This is a genomic window from Sanguibacter sp. 25GB23B1, from assembly GCF_040012415.1.
Taxonomy (GTDB): Bacteria; Actinomycetota; Actinomycetes; order Actinomycetales; family Cellulomonadaceae; genus Sanguibacter.
Genome location: NZ_JBDYKL010000012.1, coordinates 25,313 through 46,700, shown reverse-complemented (window position 1 = coordinate 46,700; position 21,388 = coordinate 25,313). Strand labels below are relative to the sequence as shown.

At 72.0% G+C, this 21,388-nt stretch carries 18 protein-coding genes; 14 read left to right on the top strand and 4 right to left on the bottom strand.

Translation table 11 applies throughout. The features are described from left to right. Positions 1-13: 13 nt before the first annotated feature. Positions 14-1,336: a nicotinate phosphoribosyltransferase gene (locus tag ABKW26_RS08905; protein WP_348592825.1), complete on the top strand. Its 1,323-nt coding sequence runs from the start codon at positions 14-16 to the stop codon at positions 1,334-1,336. Between the two features lie 33 nt (positions 1,337-1,369). Here the strand turns inward: ABKW26_RS08905 and ABKW26_RS08900 are convergent, their stop codons facing one another. From ABKW26_RS08900 to ABKW26_RS08890, 3 genes are read right to left on the bottom strand one after another with little or no spacing between them, the layout of a single operon-like run. Then, positions 1,370-3,172, bottom strand: a complete 1,803-nt coding sequence (locus ABKW26_RS08900) for a DEAD/DEAH box helicase (protein ID WP_348592928.1) — start codon at positions 3,170-3,172, stop codon at positions 1,370-1,372. Between the two features lie 44 nt (positions 3,173-3,216). After that, on the bottom strand, positions 3,217-3,540 hold the full coding sequence (locus ABKW26_RS08895) for a DUF3039 domain-containing protein (RefSeq protein WP_348592927.1): 324 nt from the start codon (positions 3,538-3,540) through the stop codon (positions 3,217-3,219). Positions 3,541-3,581: 41 nt separating this feature from the next. Next, positions 3,582-4,739, bottom strand: coding sequence for an ROK family transcriptional regulator (locus ABKW26_RS08890; RefSeq protein ID WP_348592823.1), 1,158 nt, complete (start codon positions 4,737-4,739; stop codon positions 3,582-3,584). 136 nt (positions 4,740-4,875) lie between these two features. Here ABKW26_RS08890 and ABKW26_RS08885 point away from each other — a divergent pair, with 136 nt between their 5' ends. Then, entirely contained in the window at positions 4,876-5,817 is a 942-nt protein-coding gene (locus ABKW26_RS08885; RefSeq protein WP_348592821.1) for a DUF4349 domain-containing protein, read from the top strand. A 23-nt stretch (positions 5,818-5,840) separates the two neighbouring features. Here ABKW26_RS08885 and ABKW26_RS08880 read toward each other — a convergent pair whose 3' ends face one another. Next, positions 5,841-8,510: a LuxR C-terminal-related transcriptional regulator gene (locus ABKW26_RS08880; protein ID WP_348592819.1), complete on the bottom strand. Its 2,670-nt coding sequence runs from the start codon at positions 8,508-8,510 to the stop codon at positions 5,841-5,843. Positions 8,511-8,868: 358 nt separating this feature from the next. Between ABKW26_RS08880 and ABKW26_RS08875 the strand changes: the two genes are divergently transcribed. The 12 genes from ABKW26_RS08875 to ABKW26_RS08820 all read left to right on the top strand — a co-directional run bounded on the left by ABKW26_RS08875 (position 8,869) and on the right by ABKW26_RS08820 (position 21,385). Then, a complete protein-coding gene (locus tag ABKW26_RS08875; protein ID WP_348592817.1) occupies positions 8,869-10,437 on the top strand; it encodes a phage tail sheath subtilisin-like domain-containing protein in 1,569 nt (522 codons plus the stop codon). A 64-nt stretch (positions 10,438-10,501) separates the two neighbouring features. Continuing rightward, complete coding sequence (locus ABKW26_RS08870; protein ID WP_348592815.1) at positions 10,502-10,981, top strand: phage tail protein; 480 nt, start codon at positions 10,502-10,504, stop codon at positions 10,979-10,981. Then, positions 10,978-11,508, top strand: coding sequence for a hypothetical protein (locus ABKW26_RS08865; RefSeq protein ID WP_348592813.1), 531 nt, complete (start codon positions 10,978-10,980; stop codon positions 11,506-11,508). The genes ABKW26_RS08870 and ABKW26_RS08865 overlap by 4 nt, the downstream gene beginning before the upstream one ends. Positions 11,509-11,512: 4 nt before the next feature. Continuing rightward, a complete protein-coding gene (locus ABKW26_RS08860; RefSeq protein WP_348592811.1) occupies positions 11,513-11,686 on the top strand; it encodes a DUF6760 family protein in 174 nt (57 codons plus the stop codon). Further along, entirely contained in the window at positions 11,673-12,149 is a 477-nt protein-coding gene (locus tag ABKW26_RS08855) for a phage tail protein (protein WP_348592809.1), read from the top strand. The genes ABKW26_RS08860 and ABKW26_RS08855 overlap by 14 nt, the downstream gene beginning before the upstream one ends. A 705-nt stretch (positions 12,150-12,854) precedes the next feature. Continuing rightward, positions 12,855-15,539: a hypothetical protein gene (locus ABKW26_RS08850; RefSeq protein ID WP_348592807.1), complete on the top strand. Its 2,685-nt coding sequence runs from the start codon at positions 12,855-12,857 to the stop codon at positions 15,537-15,539. Then, the gene (locus tag ABKW26_RS08845) at positions 15,539-16,201 is read left to right on the top strand and encodes a LysM peptidoglycan-binding domain-containing protein (protein ID WP_348592805.1); all 663 of its coding nucleotides are present in this window, start codon (positions 15,539-15,541) and stop codon (positions 16,199-16,201) included. Before ABKW26_RS08850 ends, ABKW26_RS08845 begins: the two co-directional genes overlap by 1 nt. After that, complete coding sequence (locus ABKW26_RS08840) at positions 16,198-17,982, top strand: phage baseplate assembly protein V (protein ID WP_348592803.1); 1,785 nt, start codon at positions 16,198-16,200, stop codon at positions 17,980-17,982. The genes ABKW26_RS08845 and ABKW26_RS08840 overlap by 4 nt, the downstream gene beginning before the upstream one ends. Continuing rightward, positions 17,979-18,401 (top strand): GPW/gp25 family protein, encoded by a 423-nt coding sequence (locus ABKW26_RS08835; protein WP_348592801.1) that lies wholly within the window; start codon positions 17,979-17,981, stop codon positions 18,399-18,401. The genes ABKW26_RS08840 and ABKW26_RS08835 overlap by 4 nt, the downstream gene beginning before the upstream one ends. Next, positions 18,401-20,350 carry a putative baseplate assembly protein gene (locus tag ABKW26_RS08830; RefSeq protein ID WP_348592799.1) on the top strand — a complete coding sequence of 650 codons (1,950 nt, stop codon included), beginning with the start codon at positions 18,401-18,403 and terminating at the stop codon, positions 20,348-20,350. Before ABKW26_RS08835 ends, ABKW26_RS08830 begins: the two co-directional genes overlap by 1 nt. A 10-nt stretch (positions 20,351-20,360) precedes the next feature. After that, positions 20,361-20,930 (top strand): phage tail protein, encoded by a 570-nt coding sequence (locus ABKW26_RS08825; RefSeq protein ID WP_348592797.1) that lies wholly within the window; start codon positions 20,361-20,363, stop codon positions 20,928-20,930. A 5-nt stretch (positions 20,931-20,935) separates the two neighbouring features. Further along, the gene (locus ABKW26_RS08820; protein ID WP_348592795.1) at positions 20,936-21,385 is read left to right on the top strand and encodes a hypothetical protein; all 450 of its coding nucleotides are present in this window, start codon (positions 20,936-20,938) and stop codon (positions 21,383-21,385) included. The last annotated feature ends 3 nt before the right edge of the window (positions 21,386-21,388 follow it).

Genomic DNA, 21,388 nt, shown 5'->3' with positions numbered 1-21,388 from the left:
TACGGTTGGGCGCATGGGTACAGCTCTGCTCACCGACAGGTACGAACTCACGATGCTCCAGGCCGCCCTGGCCGACGGCACCGCCGACCGCCACTGCGTGTTCGAGGTCTTCACGCGGCGCCTCCCGTCGTGGCGCCGCTACGGCGTCCTCGCCGGTACGGGGCGTGTCCTCGAGCTCCTCCCGACCTTCCGCTTCGAGGCCGAGGACCTCGAGTGGCTCGCCCAGGCCCGGGTGGTCGACGACCGGACGCTCGAGTACCTCGAGGGATATCGCTTCGCGGGTGAGATCCGTGGGTACGCCGAGGGCGAGACCTTCTTCCCCTCCAGCCCGGTCATGGTCGTCGAGGGCACGTTCGCGGAGGCGGTGCTCCTCGAGACCCTCGTCCTGTCCGTCCTCAACTACGACTCGGCCGTCGCGTCCGCGGCGTCCCGCATGACGAGCGCAGCCGTCGGGCGACCGTGCCTCGAGATGGGCTCACGGCGCGCGCACGAGCAGGCAGCCGTCGCGGCGGCCCGGGCGGCGTTCGTCGCCGGCTTCGTCGGGACGTCCAACCTCGAGGCGGGACGACGCTACGGTCTCGCGACCATCGGCACCGCCGCCCACGCCTTCACGCTCCTGCACGACGACGAGGAGTCCGCGTTCGCCTCCCAGGTGGCGTCCGCCGGACCGTCGACGACGCTGCTCGTCGACACGTACGACGTGACCCGAGGCGTCGAGCGTGCAGTCCGCATCGCCGGGACGGAGCTCGGCGCCGTCCGTCTCGACTCGGGCGACCTCGGGGTGCAGGCCGTGGAGGTCCGCAAGCAGCTCGACCAGCTCGGCGCGACGGGAACCCGCATCACCGTGACGTCCGACCTCGACGAGTACGCGATCGCGTCCCTCGCGGCGTCGCCGGTCGACGCGTACGGAGTGGGGACGAAGCTCGTCACCGGCTCGGGCGCACCGACGTGCGGCATGGTCTACAAGCTCGTCGCGCGCGAAGGGGCGTCCGGCAGCCTGGAACCGGTCGCGAAGGCGTCGTCGTCCAAGACGAGCGTCGGGGGACGCAAGGCTGCGGCACGCCAGACCGGAGAGGACGGACGAGCCACGGCCGAGGTGATCGTCGACGGACCCGACGACCGCGTCGCGAGCTGGGTGTCCGACGCGCCGGACCTGCGGCCGCTCCACGAGACGCTCGCGACCGATGGGGTGGCCGACACGCGGTGGACCGGTTCGGCGGGTGTGCGCGCGGCAGCCCAGCGCCACCAGGAGTCCCGCGACGAGCTCCCGCGAGGTGCGCGCCGGCTCTCGACCGGCGACGTCGCGATCCCCACGACGACGCTCACGCTCGGCTGAGGACGGTGGTCCCGACGCCCGGAGGCGTCGGGATCACTTCTTCCCGACGAACCAGCCCCGCACCACGTCCACGCGCGCGGTGAGCTGGTCGACGCTCGCGAGCGGCACCTCGGGGCCCCCGCTGCGCTTGCGCAGCTCGTTGTGCACTGAACCGTGCGGCTGGCCCGTGCGGCGTGCCCACGCGGAGACGAGCTGGGAGAGCTCCTTGCGCAGGTCGGCCGCCCGCCGGTGGTCGAGCTCGCTGCGCTCGGCCGCCTTCTGCACCGACCGGCTCTTGCCGCTCAGCTGGCTCGCCTGGTGCTGCTTGAGCAGGGTCGTGACCTGGTCGGCATCGAGCAGGCCGGGCAGGCCGAGGAAGTCGAGCTCCTCGTCGGAGCCCACGTCCGCACCCGTGCCGAACTCGCCACCGTCGAAGAGCACCCGGTCGAACGAGGCCTGCGCCTCGAGCATCTCGAAGGACCCCTGCTCCCCCAGGCCGTCGGAGGCCTTCGAGTCACGGTTGGCCGCCGCCATGAGGGCGTCCTCGGGGTTGTACATGTCCCCCGACTCCGCGGCGCTCAAGGGCTTGTCGAGCGCGTGGTCCCGCTCGAGCTCGAGGCTGTTCGCCAGGCCGACCAGGTTCGCGACGCTCGGGAGGAAGACCGAGGCCGTCTCTCCTCGGCGGCGCGCCCGGACGAAGCGGCCGACGGCCTGGGCGAAGTAGAGCGGTGTCGCCGTCGAGGTCGCGTACACACCGACGGCCAGGCGGGGGACGTCGACCCCCTCGGACACCATCCGCACCGCGACCATCCAGCGCTGGTCGCCGTCGGAGAACTCCTCGATGCGCTTGCTCGCGCCCTCGTCGTCGGAGAGCACCACCGTCGGGGACCGTCCGGTGATCCGGGCGAGGTGACCCGCGTAGGCACGGGCGTCGTTCTGGTCCGTCGCAATGACGAGCCCACCTGCGTCGGGGACCGCGCGGCGGACCTCGGCCAGCCGCTTGTCCGCCGCCGCGAGCACCGACGGGATCCACTCGCCGTTCGGGTCGAGCGCCGTCCGCCACGCCTGGCTCGACATGTCCTTCGTCATCGCCTCACCGAGGCGGGCGCTCACCTCGTCCCCGGCCCGGGTGCGCCAGCGCATCTGCCCCGAGTACGTGAGGAAGATCACCGGGCGCACCACGCCGTCGCGCAGGGCGTCACCGTACCCGTAGGTGAAGTCCGCCGCCGAGCGACGGATGCCGTCCGGTCCGCGCTCGTACGTGACGAACGGGATGGCCGCGGTGTCCGACCGGAAAGGAGTCCCGGTGAGGGCGAGACGACGGGTCGCACCCTCGAAGGCCTCGCGGACCGCGTCACCCCACGACAGCGCGTCCCCGCCGTGGTGGACCTCGTCGAGGATGACGAGCGTCGGGCCGGCCGAGGTGCGGGCAGCGTGGAGCGCCGGGTTCGCGGCGATCTGGGCGTACGTCAGCGCGACACCGTCGTAGTGCGCGGCGTGCCGACCCTGGCTGTTCTTGAAGTTCGGGTCGATGCGCACGCCGACGCGCGCCGCCGCGTCCGCCCACTGGTGCTTGAGGTGCTCGGTGGGCGCGACCACCGTGATCCGCCGCACGATGCCGCGCTCGAGGAGCTCGGTCGCGATCCGCAGCGCGAACGTCGTCTTGCCTGCACCCGGCGTCGCGACCGCGAGGAAGTCCTTGGGGGACCGCTCCCGGTAGATCTCGATGGCCTCGGCCTGCCAGGCGCGCAGCTTCGACGCCGTGCCCCACGGGGCACGCACGGGGAAGGTCGGCGACAGGTGGGACGCCGCAGCGGACGACGCCGCCTGAGGAGCGGGCGCCGTCGGCGGCGGCAGCGGGGCGCCTGCGGGAGTTCCGGAGTGCTGGTCCAGCTCAGAGCTCACGTGCCGCTGTCGCCCGAGCCCGAGCCGGGCTCGTCGTCCTGCGGCTTGCGGAGCCCGTCGTAGATCTCCTTGCAGATCGGGCAGACCGGGAACTTCTTCGGGTCGCGACCCGGCACCCAGACCTTCCCGCACAAGGCGATGACCGGCTTGCCGCTCAGGGCGGAATCCATGATCTTGTTCTTGCGGACGTAGTGGGCGAAGCGCTCGTGGTCACCCGGCTCGACCTCTTCACGGGTCTCGCTGCGCTCGAGGACGCTCGTCGACGTGCCGGAGCCGGAGTCGCCCGGGTTGTCGAACGGATCGAGGGGTCCGGTGCTCATCGACGGGGAATCGTTCATGAGGGCGAGTCTACGTCCGCACCTCAAGAGACCCCCAACTGGCGCGCGAGGACGACGGCCGCCGCGCCCGCCATGACGTCGTCCTGCGGTCGGACGGCCATCCGGATGCGGAAGCCGCGCCCGATCGCCGGCATCGTCCGGTCCTGGACGGTCTCCTGCGCCGTCTCGCGCAGGACTCCGTCGAGCAGGTCGACCGGTCCGCTGAGGACCACCTCGGCGAGGTTCAACGTCGCCACGACCGGCGCCAGGGCGATGCCCAGCAGCACACCCACCTCCGCACGCACACGCACCGCCGCCGCCGCGTCGAGCCCCCCGAGCCGTGCCCGCAGCGCCCGGACGGAGAGCACCGTCTCCAGGCACCCTGCCCGCCCGCAGTGGCACGACGCGCCCCCATCCTCCACCACACGGACGTGACCGATCTCTCCTGCCGCGTCACCGTGACCGCGGACACGCACGCCGTCGAGGACGATGCCTGCACCGACCCCCTCGCCCACCATGATGACCATGAGTCCCGCGCCGTCCGCGCCCCCGTAGGTGAACTCGCTCAGGACCGTCGCGTTCGCGTCGTTGACCACGTGCACCGGGAGCCCCAGAGCGGCCGTGACACGCTCCCCCAGCGCGACGTCGAACCACCGGCGGCTCGGGGCCTGTGTGACCACGCCCGTGCTCGTGATCACCCCCGGGGCAGCGATACCGACGCCGATGACCGGTCGCGTCGCCGCTGCGACCAGCAGCCGCGCGAAGCGCGTGAGGAATGCGACGAGCGCGTCTCCCGTCGCCCCGTCGATGGGCAGCGACCGCCGGACGACGAACGTGCCCGCGAGGTCCACCACACCCCCCACGAGGTCCGGGCCCGTCCCCACGTCCACGGTGACGATCTGGAAGGCGGTGGAGCGCAGACCCAGGAGGATCGCCGGCTTCCCGACGCGCCCCTCCATCCGCGTCCCGAGCTCCTCGACCAGCCCCGCCGCCAGCAGGACGCCGACGAGGTCGGAGATCGTCACCCGGGTCAGCCCGGTCGCACGAGCAAGGTCCGCCCGCGACGTCTGCCCCTCGTGGAACAGGTGCTTGAGGACGAGCGCACGGTTGTGGGCGCGTGCGTGCTCCGGCAGCACCTTGTCGCTCGGTCGGAGCGCCGCCGTGGCGGCCCGCCACCCCCAGTCGGCACGCTGCTCTCCCATAAGAGTCAGTGCACCGGCCCCGTCGGGCCGTGTCAAGGCACCCCGCACGAGCCTTCACGTCACATCTCGCTCACGGTACGGTCACGAACAGGTCTTCCGGCCCGGTTGCTCGCGGCTCGCTGCCTAGTCTCTGACCATGACCCGCACCCCTGCCGCCGCTCACCACCGCTCTGCCCCGCCCCGGATCGTCCTCGTGCTCGCCTCCGGGCTGGTCGCCGCGGGCCTCCTCGCGGGCTGCGCGAGCGACGGGGCACAGGACAGCGGAGCGGTCTCGCAGGCCGATGCCGAGGTCGCCCCGCAGGCCGTCGAGGCCGCAGCGGACGGCGACTCCGGTGCCCGCAGTGCTGCCGAGCAGACCCAGCAGATGGTGACCACCGGCACGATCGAGGTCGTCGTGACCGACCCCGTCGCTGCCGCACAGGAGATCAGCACCCTCGTCGAGCAGGCCGGCGGCCGGACCGAGCAGCGCGTCGAGCAGGCCCGCACCGAGACGTCCGAACCCCGCGCCGACCTCACCGTCCGGGTACCGGCAGACAAGGTCACACCCACCATCACCGCGCTCGCCGAGATCGGCACCGTCGAGGCGACCCGCATCAGCTCGACCGACGTCGGCGGCCAGGCCCGGGACCTCGACGCCCGGATCAAGGCCCTCAAGACGTCCGCGACCCGCCTCGAGACGCTCATGAGCACCGCCGCCACGACCGCCGACCTGCTCGACGCCGAGTCCACCCTCACGGCACGTCAGGGAGACCTCGAGAGCCTCCAGGCGCAGCGCAACGCGCTCGCGGACCAGGTCGACCTCTCGACGCTCGTCATCACCCTGACGACCGAGCCGACCGTCCCCGACGAGGAGACCACGGGCTTCTGGGGCGGGCTCGTCACCGGGTGGGAGGCGCTCGCGTCCACGCTCGCGGTCATCGTCGTGGTCATCGGCGTGACGCTCCCCTGGCTCGCCGTCGCAGCCCTCGTCTGGTTCGTCGCGCTATGGACGACGAGACGCCTGCGCACACGTGGCACGGACCGCCGCCCCGTGCCGGTAGAGACCAGCGCACGGACACCCGAGACGACCGACGCCTGACGCCTGACGCCTGACGCCCGGGATCAGCCGCGGAGCACCGCGGCGAGCTCCCGGCGGTTGCGGACGCCCGCCTTCGCGAAGATGCGCGACAGGTGGGAGTCGACCGTACGCACCGACAGCACGAGCCGCTCGGCGATCTGCTTGCTGCTCAGGCCTCCGGCCGCGAGCCCTGCGATCTCCTGCTCGCGCCGGGTGAGCGCCACGGCGGGTTGCGTCAGCGGCAACCACACCCCCCGTTCGCAGAGCTCTCGAGACGCGACCAGGATGAGGTCCTGGTCGGCGGTGAACATGGCGGTGACGTGCGCGAGGAGCGCCTCGGCGCGCCGCCCGTCGACGCCGGCCGCGACGGCGTGCGCCCGCTCGAGCAGGTCGCTCCCTCGGGCGGTCTTGCCGTCCGCGTGGAGGGCGAGCACAGCACGGTGGAGAGCGTCGAGCTCGACCCGCCGCAGTCCTCGTTCAGCCGCCCAGTCGGCGAGGGCGAGGGCCGTCTCGTACAGGTCAGGAGCGCGCAGCCAGGCCTGCGCATCGACGTGCAGCAACCGCACCTCCGCTGCCGTGTACGCGCCGAACAGGCGTGCCGGAGCGCGCTCGGCCCGGGCGACGAGAGCACGGCCCGAGACGGCGTCCCCCGAAGCGATCGCGGCGACGGCCTCGGAGACGAGACTCATGGCCGAGAGACCGACGACGTCGGCCACCCCGAGCTGGACGTTCGCCGAGTGCAGCTCGCTGCGCGCGTCGGACCATCGGCCGCGCAGCGTCGCGAGTCCACCCCGGACGAGGTGTCCCGTGATGCGCTCGGTGTTGAACGGCACGTCGTCGTCGGAGAGCATCGCCACGACCTGCTCGGCCTGCTCGACCTCACCGAGAGCGATGAGCGTGAGGTATCCCGCACTGAGGATCTCTGCGGCAGCCCACGGCGCCGCCTCCACGTCCGCCAGGGCGATGCCCGTGTACTGCTGCGCGAGCTGCTGAGCCTCGTGCAGACGACCCACCTGGGTGAGGTCCATGATGACGAGCGGGACGAGAGGGAGGACGGCCGGGGAACCGGCGGCCGAGCCGGCGAGGACCGCGAGGGCGTCGGGACGGACCTCGTCGAAACGACCTGCGCAGCCGACGCAGACGAGCCGCATCACCTGGAAGCGCAGCGCGAGGTCGGGCGGGACGGCCCCGCCGAGCCGCGCCGCCACCTCCTGGTAGGCGAACGCGAGCGTCCCCAGGGCCGCACCCAGGTCGTTCTGGTGGTACTGCTCGATCGCGGCCCGTGTCTCGGCCATCGCCATGACGTGCCCGACGTGGGCCATGTCGTCGAGCGGGACCTGGTCGAGCTCGGAGCGGACCTGCGCGAGGTCCTGGAGGCACTTGTCGGGCCGGTCGAGGAACCGCCACGCGACGGCCCGTGCGCGCAGGACGTCGAGGCGTACCGACGTCCCTCGGTCGACCACCGAGAGCGCGATCGTCGCGAGGCGTGCGACGAACTCGGCGTTGCCGGCGCGCAGCCCGGCCTCCAGCGCGAGGACGACGCGCTCGGGAGGCTCGGTGAGACCGCACTCGAGCGCGGCCGCGACAGAGCGCATGAGCGCCGACTCGGAGGTCGTCTCGGTCTCTCCGCGGATCATCCTCAGGGTCGAGATGATCTCGCGGCGCTGAGCGAGGGTCGAGAGCTCCTGCAGGACCCGGGCGTACAGGGGCGAGCAGCGCAGCTGCGGTGCGCGGGACCGCCGGGCGCGGCCCTGCCGTGCGTAGCGGACTGCCACGTGCCCCTCCTCGAGGAGGGAGTCGACCACCGGTGGCGCGACGATCCGCTCGAGGACGTCGCGGTCCATGCCTCGCGCGACGGCGACGAGCTCCAGCGCCCGGCGGGCGGAGGCGTCGAGTCCCCTGATCTCGTGGAGCACCAGCTCGGTCATCCGTGTGCTCACGGAGAGGTCCCCGGACCACAGCCACACCCCGGACTCGTGGCGCAACGTCCCGCTCTGGAGCGCGCTGCTCGTCGACTCGACGAGCTGGAGCGGGTTCGCGGCGCTCGCTCGCCACAGCTGGTAGGCCGCCTCGGCGCTGACCGAGCCTCCGAGGCGCTCGATCACCCACCTGTCGACCTGCGCGCGCGTCAGCGGGGCGAGGTCGATCCGGTCGGCGACCCCGTCGCGCCAGAGCTCGACCCACGGGCTCCGCCCCGCGACGTGGTCGCGGAGCGTGGCGACGAGCTGGAGGTCCTCCTGGCGGGCGAGCCCAGCGAGGACCGCGGCGCTGAGCGGGTCCAGGTGCTCGGCCCCGTCGACCCGGACGATGACCGGCCGGCCGGCCGTGAGGACGCGCAGGCTGCGCAGTACTGCTCCCCGCACGACGCCGAGCGGCGCGGCGGGGTCGATCTCGACGTCCGGGAGCACCGACAGCAGCGCGGCGAGCGGCCGTCCGCCCGCCGCCCGGTCGCCGCGCACGCTCACCCATACCGGCGCGTCGGGACCGTCCGTGGCCGTACGCTCGGCCCGCGCGCCGGGTGCAGGCGTCACGTAGAACGCGGACGATGCGGCGAACGTGTCGACGAGGTGGGTCTTGCCGGCACCCATCGTGCCGAAGACGAGAACGCTGCGCCCGGCCGCCAGGGCGACCTGGACGCGCGCGAGGTCCTCGTCCCGAGCGATGACGGCGTCGCTGCGCCCGACGGCGTGCGAAGGACCTCCTCGAACATCCATCCGTTGATGCCACTCGGCGACAAATGTCCGCAACATCGGGCAGAGACCCCATTCGAGCGGCCGTGACCAGGCCCTTTAGACGTGTCCTTTTCATAGAAAATAGGTCCGGGGCAAGGGCCGGACGTCCTACCTGGGAATTCTTCACCCGGGCGTTCCTGCACCCGGACCCGCGCTTCGGCCGCTCTCCACGCCTGTCGTGAACCCTCCGCGCAAAAGATGCGTAGCGACTACCGATGTCCGCGCCTGCGGCCCCCACCTAACGTGACTGCGAAGCGTGCCCCACTCATGTGTCTCCCGCGGAATCCGCGGGCGAGACTCGACGACGGGCGGTCCACCACCTAGGAAGAGGAAGTGCTCTGTGCCTACCTACACCGCGCCCGGCGTCTACATCGAAGAGATCCCGTCGTCCCAGAAGGTCCTGGCGTCCGCGCCCACAGCCGTGGCGGCCTTCGTCGGCTTCACGGAGCGCGCCCCGTCCGACGACTCGACCGACCCTGAAGGCCTCGCGCCGCGGCTCGTGACGAGCTGGACCCAGTTCGAGGCCCTCTACGGAGGTTTCGTCGAGGGCGCCGTGCTCCCCCTGTCCGTCTACGGCTTCTTCCTCAACGGTGGCGCGTTCGCGTACATCGTCCGGATCCCCAACGTGAAGCCCGCGGGCGAGCCGTCGAGCGTCTCGCTGCCCGCGATGGACCGTGCCCTCGGCCTGCCGATCGCGATCGAGAGCATCGAGCCCGACGCCAACATCTCCGTCGCGGTCGAGAACGTCGACTCGGACGACGACATCGACGGCCCGTCGCCGTTCACGATCACGATCCTCGAGGGCGACGAGATCGTCGAGACGTACGAGGACCTCACCATCGGTGGCGCGCAGGACGCAGCGACGGTCATCAACAAGACCTCCACGCGAGTCAAGGTCGAGATCAAGCTCGAGGAGAAGACGAGCCTCGACAGCCAGCTCCAGATCCTCAAGCCGGGCGTCTACTCCCTCGAGAAGGCCACCCCGATCTCCGTGCCGGTGAACGGACGCAAGTTCGCCGGCTCCGAGAGCGCACGCACCGGCATCAACGGTCTCGCCATCGCCGAGGACGTCACCATCGTGGCCGTCCCCGACCTCGTCACCGCCGCGACGCGCGAGGACGGCACGCTCGACCTCGACCTGTGGAAGGCCGTGCAGACCGCGCTCATCGCGCACTGCGAGCTGCACCCCAACCGCATGGCGATCCTCGACGCCCCTCCCGGGTTCGGACCGCAGCAGATCAAGGAGTGGCGCTCCGAGACCGCGCAGTACGACTCTGCGTTCGCGACGCTCTACTACCCGTGGATCAAGGTCGAGAACCCCGTCCCCGGTGCGTCCAAGGCCGACGTCCTCATCCCGCCGTCCGGTCACGTCGCCGGCGTGTGGGCGCGCACCGACGAGACGCGCGGCGTGTGGAAGGCCCCGGCCAACGACACCATCCGCGGCGTCCTCGACGTCGAGCGCAACATCACCCAGAACGAGCAGGCGCTCCTCAACCCGCTCGGCATCAACGCCATCCGCCCGTTCGGGACGCGCGGCATCCGCATCTGGGGCGCCCGCACCCTCGCGTCCGACACCGACTGGCAGTACATCAACGTCCGTCGCCTGTTCAACATGGTCGAGTCGACGATCCTCGAGGGGACGCAGTGGGCCGTGTTCGAGCCCAACGACGTCAAGCTCTGGGAAGGCGTGACCCGGACGCTCACCGGCTACCTCCACGGCCTGTGGCAGGCAGGCGCCCTCTTCGGTGCGTCCGCCAGTCAGGCGTACTTCGTCAACTGCGACTCCACGACGAACACGCCCGAGTCCATCGACGCCGGGAAGCTCGTCGTCGAGGTCGGCCTCGCGCCCGTCAAGCCCGCGGAGTTCGTCATCTTCCGCATCAGCCAGAACAAGCAGTCCGCGAACTGACCTCCGCTCACCGCTCGTCCCCCGCGGACACCATTCCGCCCCAACACCTGACTGAGGAGTCACAGTGGCAGAAGGCCTCTTTACCAACGACCCGATCATCGCGCAGAACTTCTTCCTCGAGATCGACGGAGCCGTCATCTCGTCGCTCATGTCCGTCTCCGGCCTCGACATCGAGGTCTCCGTCTCGACGTCCAAGCAGTCCGGCTCCGGCGGGGCCCAGGAAGAGATCAAGAGCCTCGGCGCGACGACCAAGGCACCCGAGCTCACGCTCTCCCGCGTCGCCCCGCTCGACTCCCCGTCGGACAAGATGTGGAAGTGGTTCAACGACATCCGTGGGACCGGCCTCGCCGCCACGGACCGTGCCGGGCAGCGCAAGAACGGGTCGATCGTCCTCTACGACTCCGCCCGCAACGAGGTCGCACGCTTCAACTTCTTCAACTCGTGGCCGAGCAAGATCTCGACCGACCAGCTGAGCGTCGACTCGAGCGAGGTCGTCAAGGAGTCCATCACCCTGCAGATCGAGCGGCTCGAGCGGGTCAAGTGACCCTGCAGACCCAGTTCACGTTCACGCTCCCGCGCGGGTACCTCGACCCGCGCGGGACCGTGCACCGTGAGGGCGTCATGCGGTTGGCGACGGCTCGCGACGAGCTCGAGCCGTTGCGTGACCCCTCGGTCGACGGCCCCGAGGACCCGCGGCTCACCGTCGTGATCCTCGCCCGGGTCGTCGAGCGCCTCGGCGACCTCGAGCTCGTCACGACGCACGAGATCGAGAACCTCTTCGCTGCGGACCTCGCGTTCCTCCAGGACTTCTACGGTGTCATCAACTTCGGCAGCCAGGCAGAGTACGAGGAGCTCCTCGCCGCCCAGCGCGAGGCGCTCGCGCCTCCCATCCAGGCTGCTGCGACCCCGCAGGAGGCACCCGCAGCACCGGAGCCTGCCCAGGACGCCCCGACCGACGCGCAGGACAGCACCGGGAGCGTCCCGGGGCGCGCGGGTCTCCCGCCCGTCAGCTCCTCGGTGACCTACGCGCGTCGCGCCTCCATCGAAGAGATCCCACAGGACGCTCGCTAGCACCATGCTCCGTTACCCCGCAGAGGCGTTGTGGCAGGAGATCGCCTATCTCGCGTATCACCTGCACTGGCCGCTGGCCGACCTCATGGACCTCGAGCACCTCGACCGGGTCCGCATGGTCCGCGCGGTCTCCTCGTTGAACGACCGAGCATGGGAGGCAGTCCGTGAGTCCATCTGAGAGCCAGGTCCTCGGCGGCGAGCCCGGCAACAGCTCGTGGTTCCTCTTCGAGGTCGACGGTGTGCCCATCGGCACCTTCCGGGAGATCAGCGGCCTCGCCCTCTCGGTCAGCGTGGAGCACCACGTCGAGGGCGGTCAGAACGCGTACGTGCACAAGCTGCCCGGCGTGCTCGAGTGGCCGAACCTCGTGTTCACGCGCGGGCTCGTCGAGTCCGACGCGCTGTTCACGTGGGTCGCGAACTCCGCAGGCGAGAACTTCGCGGCGAACGGCAACAAGCTCAAGAAGTCGACCGGTGCCGTCACCGCGCTGAGCTTCACCGGGGATCGCCTCAGGGCGTGGGAGCTCGACGGCGTGTTCGCCGTCTCGTGGCACGGGCCGTCCTTCAGCGTCGAGTCCGAGACGGCGCTCATGGAGCGCCTCGAGGTCGCGCACAACGGCTTCCGAGCGAAGACGACCTCATGACGCCCCACACAGCACCGGGACCGTCCCCGGACGACGTGCCCACGGGCGAACCGCTGCGGCGACCGGCTGCCTTCGAGGCGCGGTTCACCGCAGGCTTCGTGGGCCGGCTCGCCGCCGACTCCATGGTCTTCGCACGGTCCACCGCCCGCTCCTCCCAGCTCCGACGGCAGGTCACCACCTCGCCGCGCGGGAGCATCAGCGCGCCGCGGCCGGTGACGGCACCCTCGGCCGGGACCGTCGGCTCCCCCCGGTGGTGGCACCCGACGCTCCGTACCGCGCAGGACACCACCGCCGACACCGCTGCGCCCCTCGACGCCGGCGCGCCTCGGCGCAGCACCCTTGAAGCGGACGCTGCACACCAGACGTCCTCGCGTCGTGCCGCACCGGTGCTTGCCGGACCGGTGCTTGCCGGCACGGTGCTTGCCGGCGCAGTGCCGGCACGGTCGTCGAGCACGGCGGCGCCGCGCCCTGCGCTGCCACCGCGCCAGGATCTCTCGGCCGCCCTGCCCGCCCGCGGCCTGCCCCGCGTGGTGCAGCGCGTGCCCGACGAGAAGACGTGGACACCCGGCTCCTTCTCCCAGACCACGGCACCGAAGCCGATCCCGATGCGTCTGCCCGCCGAGGTCCGCGCAGCAGACCGACGCCCTGAGGGCCGCTGCACAGCAGGCCGCCCGTACCGCCGGAGGCACCCGCTCCGCTCCGTCCGTGTCCTCCGGCTCGGTGCTGTCCGGCTCGGGGCCGTCCGCGCCCGCTCACCGGGCGCAGGCACCCGGCCAGCACACGTTCGCCCGGTCCACGAGCCGCTCCGGAGCTCCGACGACCGTGGCCTCGAGCGCGAGCCCACACACGTCCACGCGGAGCGTCGACGCTGCGAGCGCGAGCAGCAGCGACTCGGTCCTCGACCCCGCAGGGCCCGCCGTCCACGCGCCGGCGCCCGGGACGGCCCTAGGCACCGCCGCACCGGGCGGCACAGCCGCACCAGCCCACGCGCCCCGGAGCACCGCGCCCCCGAGCACCGTGGCTCCCAGCACCGAGAACCCTGCACGACCGAGCGTCCTGCGCCGGGCGCTCCTCGGCGGTGCCGGTCTCCTCGACCGACAGCTCCGCGACTCGACCGCCCGTCGCGCCCTGACCGGTGCGCCCGTCTCCGCAGGGGTGGGACCGCTGCAGCGCGGCGCGACTGCTGGTCACCCGCCCCGCCGAGCGCTCGAAGCCGTGACGGAGCGTGCTGCGTCGACCGGTCTGACCGCGCTCGCCGCGACGACGCCGCACCGCTCCCTCGGCGCTTCCGCACGCATCTCCGCACCCACGGGCGCCACGGACCTAGCCACCGCCGCGTCGTCCTCACCGCATCTGCCTGCCCCCTCCGTCGGCGCGCGCCCCTCGGTAGATTCCCCCCTCCCCACCCCTGCGTCGGGTCAGAGCCCTGCTCCACGGCCTGCCGCCGCGTCGGGCACGATCGCCGCACCACGACCCGACGCTGCTCGACCTCCGGTCGCCACACCTCGTCCCGCCACCACACCTCGTCCCGTCACGACGCCTCGTCCCGTCACGACGCCTCGTCCCGTCGCTGCGCGTGCCTCCCGCTCGGTGGGGACGATCGCTCGCGGCCGCTCGCTCATCGACCTCGGGCAGCTCTACCAGCCCTCCGGCGCCGGGCAGGTCGTGCGCGGGGCCGCGCCGGAGTCGGGTCGTCCGGCGCCGGTTCGATCCGCTCCGTCACCGGCAGCGCGCACAGCGACGATCCGACGGATGCCGCTGACGCACGCCCGTCCGACGACCGGTCTGGAGACCCCGCACCACGTCTCGGCGACGAGCCACCTCTCCGCCCGTCGTCGTGCGGGGGTTGCCTACCAGCTGGGCGCGGTACCTAGTCTGCCGCGAGGGATCGTTGCGCCCCTCACGGCAGCTCCGGGGACAGCCGCACCCGCCACCGGAACAGCTACGAGCACGTCACCCCGCCGTCCGCTCGCGGAGGTCGCCGGCTCGCGCCCGGTCACCTCGACCGCGGCCTCACGGTCGGCAGCCGTGGCGTCGCCCACGATGCTCGCTGCCGCCCCGCTGAGCGCGGTCGCGTCGCTGTCCTCCCACACCCCGCCGACTGCACCGTCCCCGTCCCCGTCCCCGACGGCGACGTCGACGGGACGCGACCGGACCGACGGTCGCTCCCCCGCCTCCTCGCGCTCGTCGTACGACCTCGGTCCGGTCCCGGCAGAGCGCCCGCGCGCGCTCGTCGGCGCAGCAGTCGGTCCGCTCCGACGGTCGATCCAGTCAGGATCGGCGCACGACGCCCAGCACCCGCCCCCCGCAAACGCTCAAGCCGCGAGCGCGCACGGGACCCACGCCCGGGCCGCCGTCGGCGCGACTGCGGGCGCAGCGCCGTCCGCCCCGGGTGCCGCCCACCTCGAGGGCGTCCTCCTGCCCATCGCCCGCACCACCTTGCGCCGGTGGGCAGGATCCGCGCCCACGCCCGTCCGGTCGACGAGCGCGGACGCCGGTGCGTCCGTCGGAACGCTCACCCGTGCCGCCGGTGCAACCGGTCGTCGCTCCCGGAGCACCGGTGGTACCGGCAGCGTTCGCAGTGCCGGCACCACGAACGCTGCTGGCACCGCGATCCGCACGGGCGGCGCGGCCGTTGGCCCTGGCCTCGGTGGGCACGCGAGCACGAGCCTCAGCGCGTTCCGTCCCGGGCGCTCCGTCGTCCCGTCCCGGGGTGGCGCCCGGCCGTCCGGCGGCGCCGCTCCCACGTGGCACGTCGAGAGCACACCGTTCGCCCCACGGGACGGGGCGTCGTCGGCAGCACCGGGCACACCGCGGCCCAGTCGGCAGCGAGGCGACAGGACCGCCGGCGGAGACACCGCAGGACGACCGGACCCCCGACGCGGGACGGCGAGCGCCGCCCCGCCGATCCTGCGCTGGGCGTCGGTACGCCCCGCGCCCCGGGTGGTGGGCCCTGCACCGAGCCCGGGGAGCCACCGGTCTTCCGAGGTCGGCCCGAGTCCACGCGGCCGGACGCCGCACGGCGCCCCACCGCCCGTGCCCGACGACACCGCAGCCCAGCTGAGCGTGCTGCGGTCGATCACCGGGCGTCAACTCACGGGGCCACAAGGCTCCATCCCAGACGAAGGACGCACCATGAGCGACGGACCGAGGATCGGCCAGCACCGCGCCCGCGCCGCCGGGGGCGCCTTCGGGGTCGGCCCCGGCGCGGGCGACACGTCGATCAGCGACATGGAGCAGCGCGTCCTCGAGAGCCTCGACCGACGCATCACGGCGCGCCTCGACGGCGAGCTGGCACAGATCATCGAGGACCGCGTCGTCCGACGCGTCGAGGACCGGCTCCTCGAGGCGCTCGACCGCAGTGGTTCCGGAAGCACGGGGGTGTTCTGATGTCCGCACCAGAGAAGGCGTTCCTCGAGATCGAGGGCGGTGTGCGTCTGCCGTGCCTGTTCAACCCGGCACAGCTGACGATCAGCCGCACGAACACGTGGGCCGGCGAGTCCATGCCCGGTCGAGGCGTGCCACGGCTGCACTACACGGGCGCGCTCCCGGGGACGCTGTCCGTCGACCTCTTCTTCGACACGACGCACAACGGTGTCTCGGTGACGGAGCACACGAACAAGATCCTCGCGATCATGGACATCGACACGTCGCTGCCGGGCTCGAACGAGGCGACGAACAACGCCCGTCCGCCGTACGTGACGTTCCACTGGGGCGACCTCCACTCCTTCAAGGCGGTCATCTCCGACCTCGCCCTCACGTACACGTACTTCTCGACGACCGGCATCCCGCTGCGCGCGTCGCTCGCGCTGACGCTCCACCAGTACGAGCCCGCGAACAGCTACGGCCCGCAGAACCCCACGTCGGGAACCCCCAAGCCGCACCAGGTCCACCGCGTGCAGTCCGGCGAGACGCTCGACCGCATCGCGGCCCGCTACTACGGCGACTCGACGCGCTGGCGCACGCTCGCGGGTGCGAACGCCATCGCCGACCCGCTGTCGCTGCGCCCGGGCTCGCTGCTCTCGATCCCCCGCCTCGAGGACATCTCGTGAGCGCGACGCCCCTCGGCGTCCACCTCTCCCCCGCCGTGCGGGTCGACGACAACCTGCTGGCCGAGCGTGGGCGATGGACGCTCACGGAGGTGCGGACCGTGCGGGCCGTCCGCACGGTCGGCCGGTGCACCGTGCGCTACTCCGACCCCGAGTACGCGCTCGCGGAGTCGAACCAGCTCGGCATCGGCAAGAAGCTCTCCGTGACGGCACAGAGCAACACGCGCGGGAGCTCGTCCCGGGTCGTCTTCTCCGGGGAGATCACCGGGGTCGCGATGCAGCACGGGCAGTCCGGTCGTCCCGAGCTCGTCGTCACCGCTGAGGACGCCGCGCACCGGCTCGCGCGAACGAGCCGCGCCCTGACGTACCTCGACATGACGTACGAGGAGATCATCAAGCTGCGTCTGCAGACCTCGGCGGTCGGGGTCGGGAACCTCGGATCGTCCGGGCTGCGGCCCTACGTGCTGCAGGCGGACACGGACCTCGCCTTCATCAACGACCTCACCGCCCGTCTCGGCAAGGACTGGATCGTCACCGACGGCGACCTCGACATCTGGGACCCGACAGGGCAGCGCACCGGCTGGACGAGCCCTGTGGACCTCACTCTCGGCGAGGACATCAGCGAGTTCTCCACCCAGCTGACGTCGGCGGCGCCGTCCGAGGTCACCGTCCGCGGGATCGACCCGACCACGAGCCAGCTCGTCCGCGGCCACGAGGTCCGGCCCGCCTCCACCGAGAAGCTCGCCAGGACCTTCAAGCTCACCGGGGCAGCCCGCGGCACGGTCCTCGACACGACGAGCAACCCGCTCACCGGCGTCGAGGCCACCGAGCTCGCGACCGCCGGACTGCGGTCCCAGGGCAACGTCGTCGCACGGGGTCGCCTCTCCGTCCGTCCCGAGCTCGAGCCCGGCGGCTGGTTCGTCATGCACGACGCCGGGCCCGGCTCCGGCCGGTACTACGTCCGCGAGGTCGTCCACCACTACTCGACGCACCGCTTCGTCACCGAGGTCGTCGCCGGCGACCGCCCCGACGCCACGCTCCGCTCCGCGCTCGGTGCCCACCACGGCAGCCCGACGTCGAGCTTCACGCACCACGGCATGGTCGTCGGCAAGGTGAGCGACGTCGACGACACCGGCCACCTCGGCCGCGTCAAGGTGACGTTCACGGTGCTCTCCGAGACCATCACCTCCGACTGGGCGCGTGTCGCGGCGATCGGCGGCGGCGCGAACCGCGGTCTCCTCGCCCTGCCGGAGATCGGCGACGAGGTCCTCCTCGGCTTCGAGGGCGCCGACGTGCGCCGGCCCGTCGTGCTCGCCGGTCTCTACGGTGCGGAGAACGCGCCACCCGGCGCGGTGACCGCCCAGAAGGACGGGAAGGTGCTCACCCGCGCCCTCACGTCCCGCCTCGGCCACGTGGTCGAGCTCTCCGACGGCGCAAGCCCAGCCGCCCAGCACGTGCTCGTCGCGCTCGCCGGCCTCGAGCACAAGCTCAAGCTCGGCAAGGACAGCGCCGAGCTCAGCGTGCCGGACAACGTGCCCCTGACCATCTCGGCCGGGTCGTCGACCATCACGCTCGACGGCAAGGGAAAGATCGCGGTGACCGGCACGGAGATCTCGTTCGCGGCCGACATGAAGATCGTCCTCAAGGCCCCGACGATCGACATCAGTGCCACGACCAAGGCCTCGGTCACGGGCGCCCAGGTCGAGGTCAAGGGCTCGGGGACGACCGCCGTCGAGGCAGGCGGCATGATGACGATCAAGGGAGCGATGGTGAACATCAATTGACCACGTCAGGGTTCGACCTCCCGTCCTTCATCGGCCGAGGCTTCAGCTGGCCGCTCACCGTCGACCACACCGGCTCCATCGCCCTGACCAACGGCGCCGAGGACCTCGACCACTCGATCCACGTCGTGCTCCTCACCGCGCCCGGCGAGCGGCTCATGCGGCCGCAGTTCGGCTGTCGCATCTGGGACCTGCTGTTCGAGCCGGTCAACGCCAACCTCCTCGGGCTCATCTCGCAGGCGGTCCGTGACGCGCTCGCCCAGTGGGAGCCCCGCATCGAGGTCGAGGACGTGCGCCCGGTGCAGGACGACGACGACTCGTCGCTCGTGCGCATCGAGATCGTCTACCGGGTGCGGGCGAGCAACGACCGCCGCAACCTCGTCTACCCCTTCTACGTGATCCCCCGCGAGGACAACAGCTGATGCCCATCCCCCCACCGAACCTCGACGACCGGTCCTTCCAGGACATCGTCGACGAGACCAAGCGCCTCATCCCCCGGTTCACGCCGGAGTGGACGAACCACAACGTCTCCGACCCCGGCGTCGCGCTCATCGAGCTCTTCGCCTGGATGAGCGAGATGGTGCTGTTCCGCGTCAACCAGGTGCCTGAGCGGCTGTACGTGCACTTCCTCAACCTCGTGGGCATCGAGCCGTTCCCGCCGAGCGTGGCACGCACCAACCTCACGTTCTGGCTGTCCGGTCCGGCCGAGCGCATCGTCATCGTCCCCGTCGGCACCGCGGTCTCGACGACCCCGAGCGCCGAGGGATCGGGGGTCATCTTCACGACGACGGCCGAAGCGACCGTCGTGCCGCCCGTCCTGGTCGCGGTGCACACCGCACGGGCCGGTCAGGAGACGACGACGAACGGGTGGGAGGACCTCACCTACCCCGGCTCGTCGCTCGCGTGCTTCACCTCGACGCCGCTCGCCGAGAACGACGCCGTCTACCTCGGCTTCGACGTCTCGCTCGCGAACCTCGCCGTGAGCCTCACCGTGACCGCGCACGCCGAAGGCATCGGCGTCGACCCGCGCAACCCTCCGCTGCGGTGGGAGGCGTGGTCGGGCGAGGCGTGGATCCCCGCCCGGGTCCAGTCGGACACGACGGGTGGCCTCAACCGCGACGGGGTCGTGGTCCTCCTCCTCCCCGACACGCATGAGCTGCTCACCCTCGGTGGGACGGCGTCGCACTGGCTGCGGGCGCGCCTCACGCGCCCGCTCCCGGGCCAGCCGACGTACCAGGCGTCGCCCCAGATCGAGGAGCTCACCGTGGCGGCGGTCGGCGTGACCGTGCCCGCCGAGCACGCCGCTGCAGCGCCCGCCGAGGTGCTCGGCCGCTCGACCGGCGTGCCGAACCAGACGTTCCAGGTGACGCACACCCCGGTCGCGCGCCGCCGGGACGAGGAGGGCATCCGTGTCGTCGGGCACGACGTCGCCGCGACGTGGACCGAGGTGAGCGACTTCTCCGCCTCCGGGCCCCGCGACCACCACGTCGTGTGGGACTCCATCTCCGGCCAGGTGCGCTTCGGGCCGAGCGTGCGCTACCCCGACGGCAGCGTCCGTCAGCACGGCGCCGTCCCGCCCGACGGCGCACAGATCCAGGCGACCGCCTACCGCTACGGCGGCGGCGCGAGCGGCAACGTCGGCGTCGGGACCCTCACGTCCCTGCGCTCGACCGTCCCGTTCGTCGCCCGCGTGACGAACCTCGTGCCCGGGACGGGAGGCGTCGATGCCGAGAGCGTCGACGAGGCCAAGGTCCGCGGCCCGCTGACCCTGCGGACCGGTGAGCGCGCCGTGACCGCCGGCGACTACGAGCGGATCACCCGCGAGGCGTCCGTCGAGGTCGCGCGCGCGGCCTGCCTCCCGCGGACCGACGGCGCACCCGGCGCCGTGCGTGTGCTCGTCGTCCCGCAGGTCCGCAAGGACCCGCGGGAGCACACCCTCGACGACTTCGCGCTCTCCGCCGACCTCGTCACGACCATCACGCGCTCGCTCGAGGAGCGACGCCTCGTGGGAACCTCGATCGAGGTAGGCACCCCCTACTACCAGGGTGTGAGCGTGGCCGTGCTGCTCCACGCCCTGCCCGGTCGCTCCGCACCGCTCGTGCGGCAGCGTGTGATCGACACGATCAACAGGTACGTCAACCCGCTCACCGGCGGACCGGACGGCGCCGGCTGGCCCTTCGACGCCGACCTCACCGCGTCGGCGATCATGCAGCTCGTCGAGGCGATCGAGGGGATCGAGCGCATCGACGAGGTGCTGCTCTTCGACTACGACGTCCGCAACGCGACGCGCATCGGCGCTGGCCGGGACACGCTGCGCCTCTCCCGGGACGCACTGTTCCTCTCGGCGGACCACCGCGTCGTGGTCCGATGACGGCGCGCGCATGAGGCGCCCCGACTGGCTCGTCGACCAGCTGCCTCCGGCCATGCTCCAGGAGGACTTCTTCCGGCGCTTCGTCCAGCTGTTCCAGGCGCAGGCGGACACCCTCATGGCGCACGCGGACAACCTCGAGCACCTGCCCGACCCCGACCTCGCGCCGCCGCAGATGCTCCCGTGGCTCGCGTCGTGGATCGGCCTCGAGTCCGTCGACGGCGCCGGGAGCCCGGAGCTCCAGCGCGAGGTGCTGAAGACAGCCGCCCGGACGCTCGCCTGGCGGGGCACGCCCTACGGGCTGCGCTCGATCCTCGAGCTCTTCAGCGGCGCGCCCGCGGCCGTCGAGGACGGCGGAGGCGTGTGGCGTGACGGCGACGCCCCCGACGACACCGCGTGGGTGGTCATGCGTGTCGAGTCGACGGGTAACCTCACCGAGCGGGCCTTCATCGACCTCGTCGCCGACGAGGTCCCCGCGCACGTGCGGGCGCAGCTGTGGGTCGGCGACCGGCTCGTGTGGCCGCACTCCCGCGCCGAGCCCGGACCGCACCTCGCCACACCCCGACCTCCGACGGAGAACTGACCACCATGCAGCACACGAGCGTGACGTGCCCCGACTGCGGAGCACGCACGGACATCGTCGCCGGCCGACGGGACGCGAGCGACTTCTGCCACGCGTGCGACTTCCCCCTCTTCTGGTCGGGCAGCGCCGTGGTCGTCCAGGCGAGCGACGAGGAGGCCGACGCGGCGATGCGACGGCTCCCGGGCGCGTCCGGGAAGGGCATCGCCTACTCGGTCCCCTGCCCGACCTGCGGCGAGCTCAACCTCCCCACCGCCCACGTGTGCCTACGGTGCACCGGCAGCATGACTCCGCCCCCGCCGCCGGTGCCCGTACCCGTCCCCCTGCCGGCACCCGTACCGCCACCGGAACCGGTCGTCACGGTCGTCGAGCCGGCCCGGTTCCCGTGGTGGTGGCTCGTTCTCGCCGGGCTCGCCATGACGGCATTCATCGTCGGGATCGCGTACGTCGCGTCCTAGCTC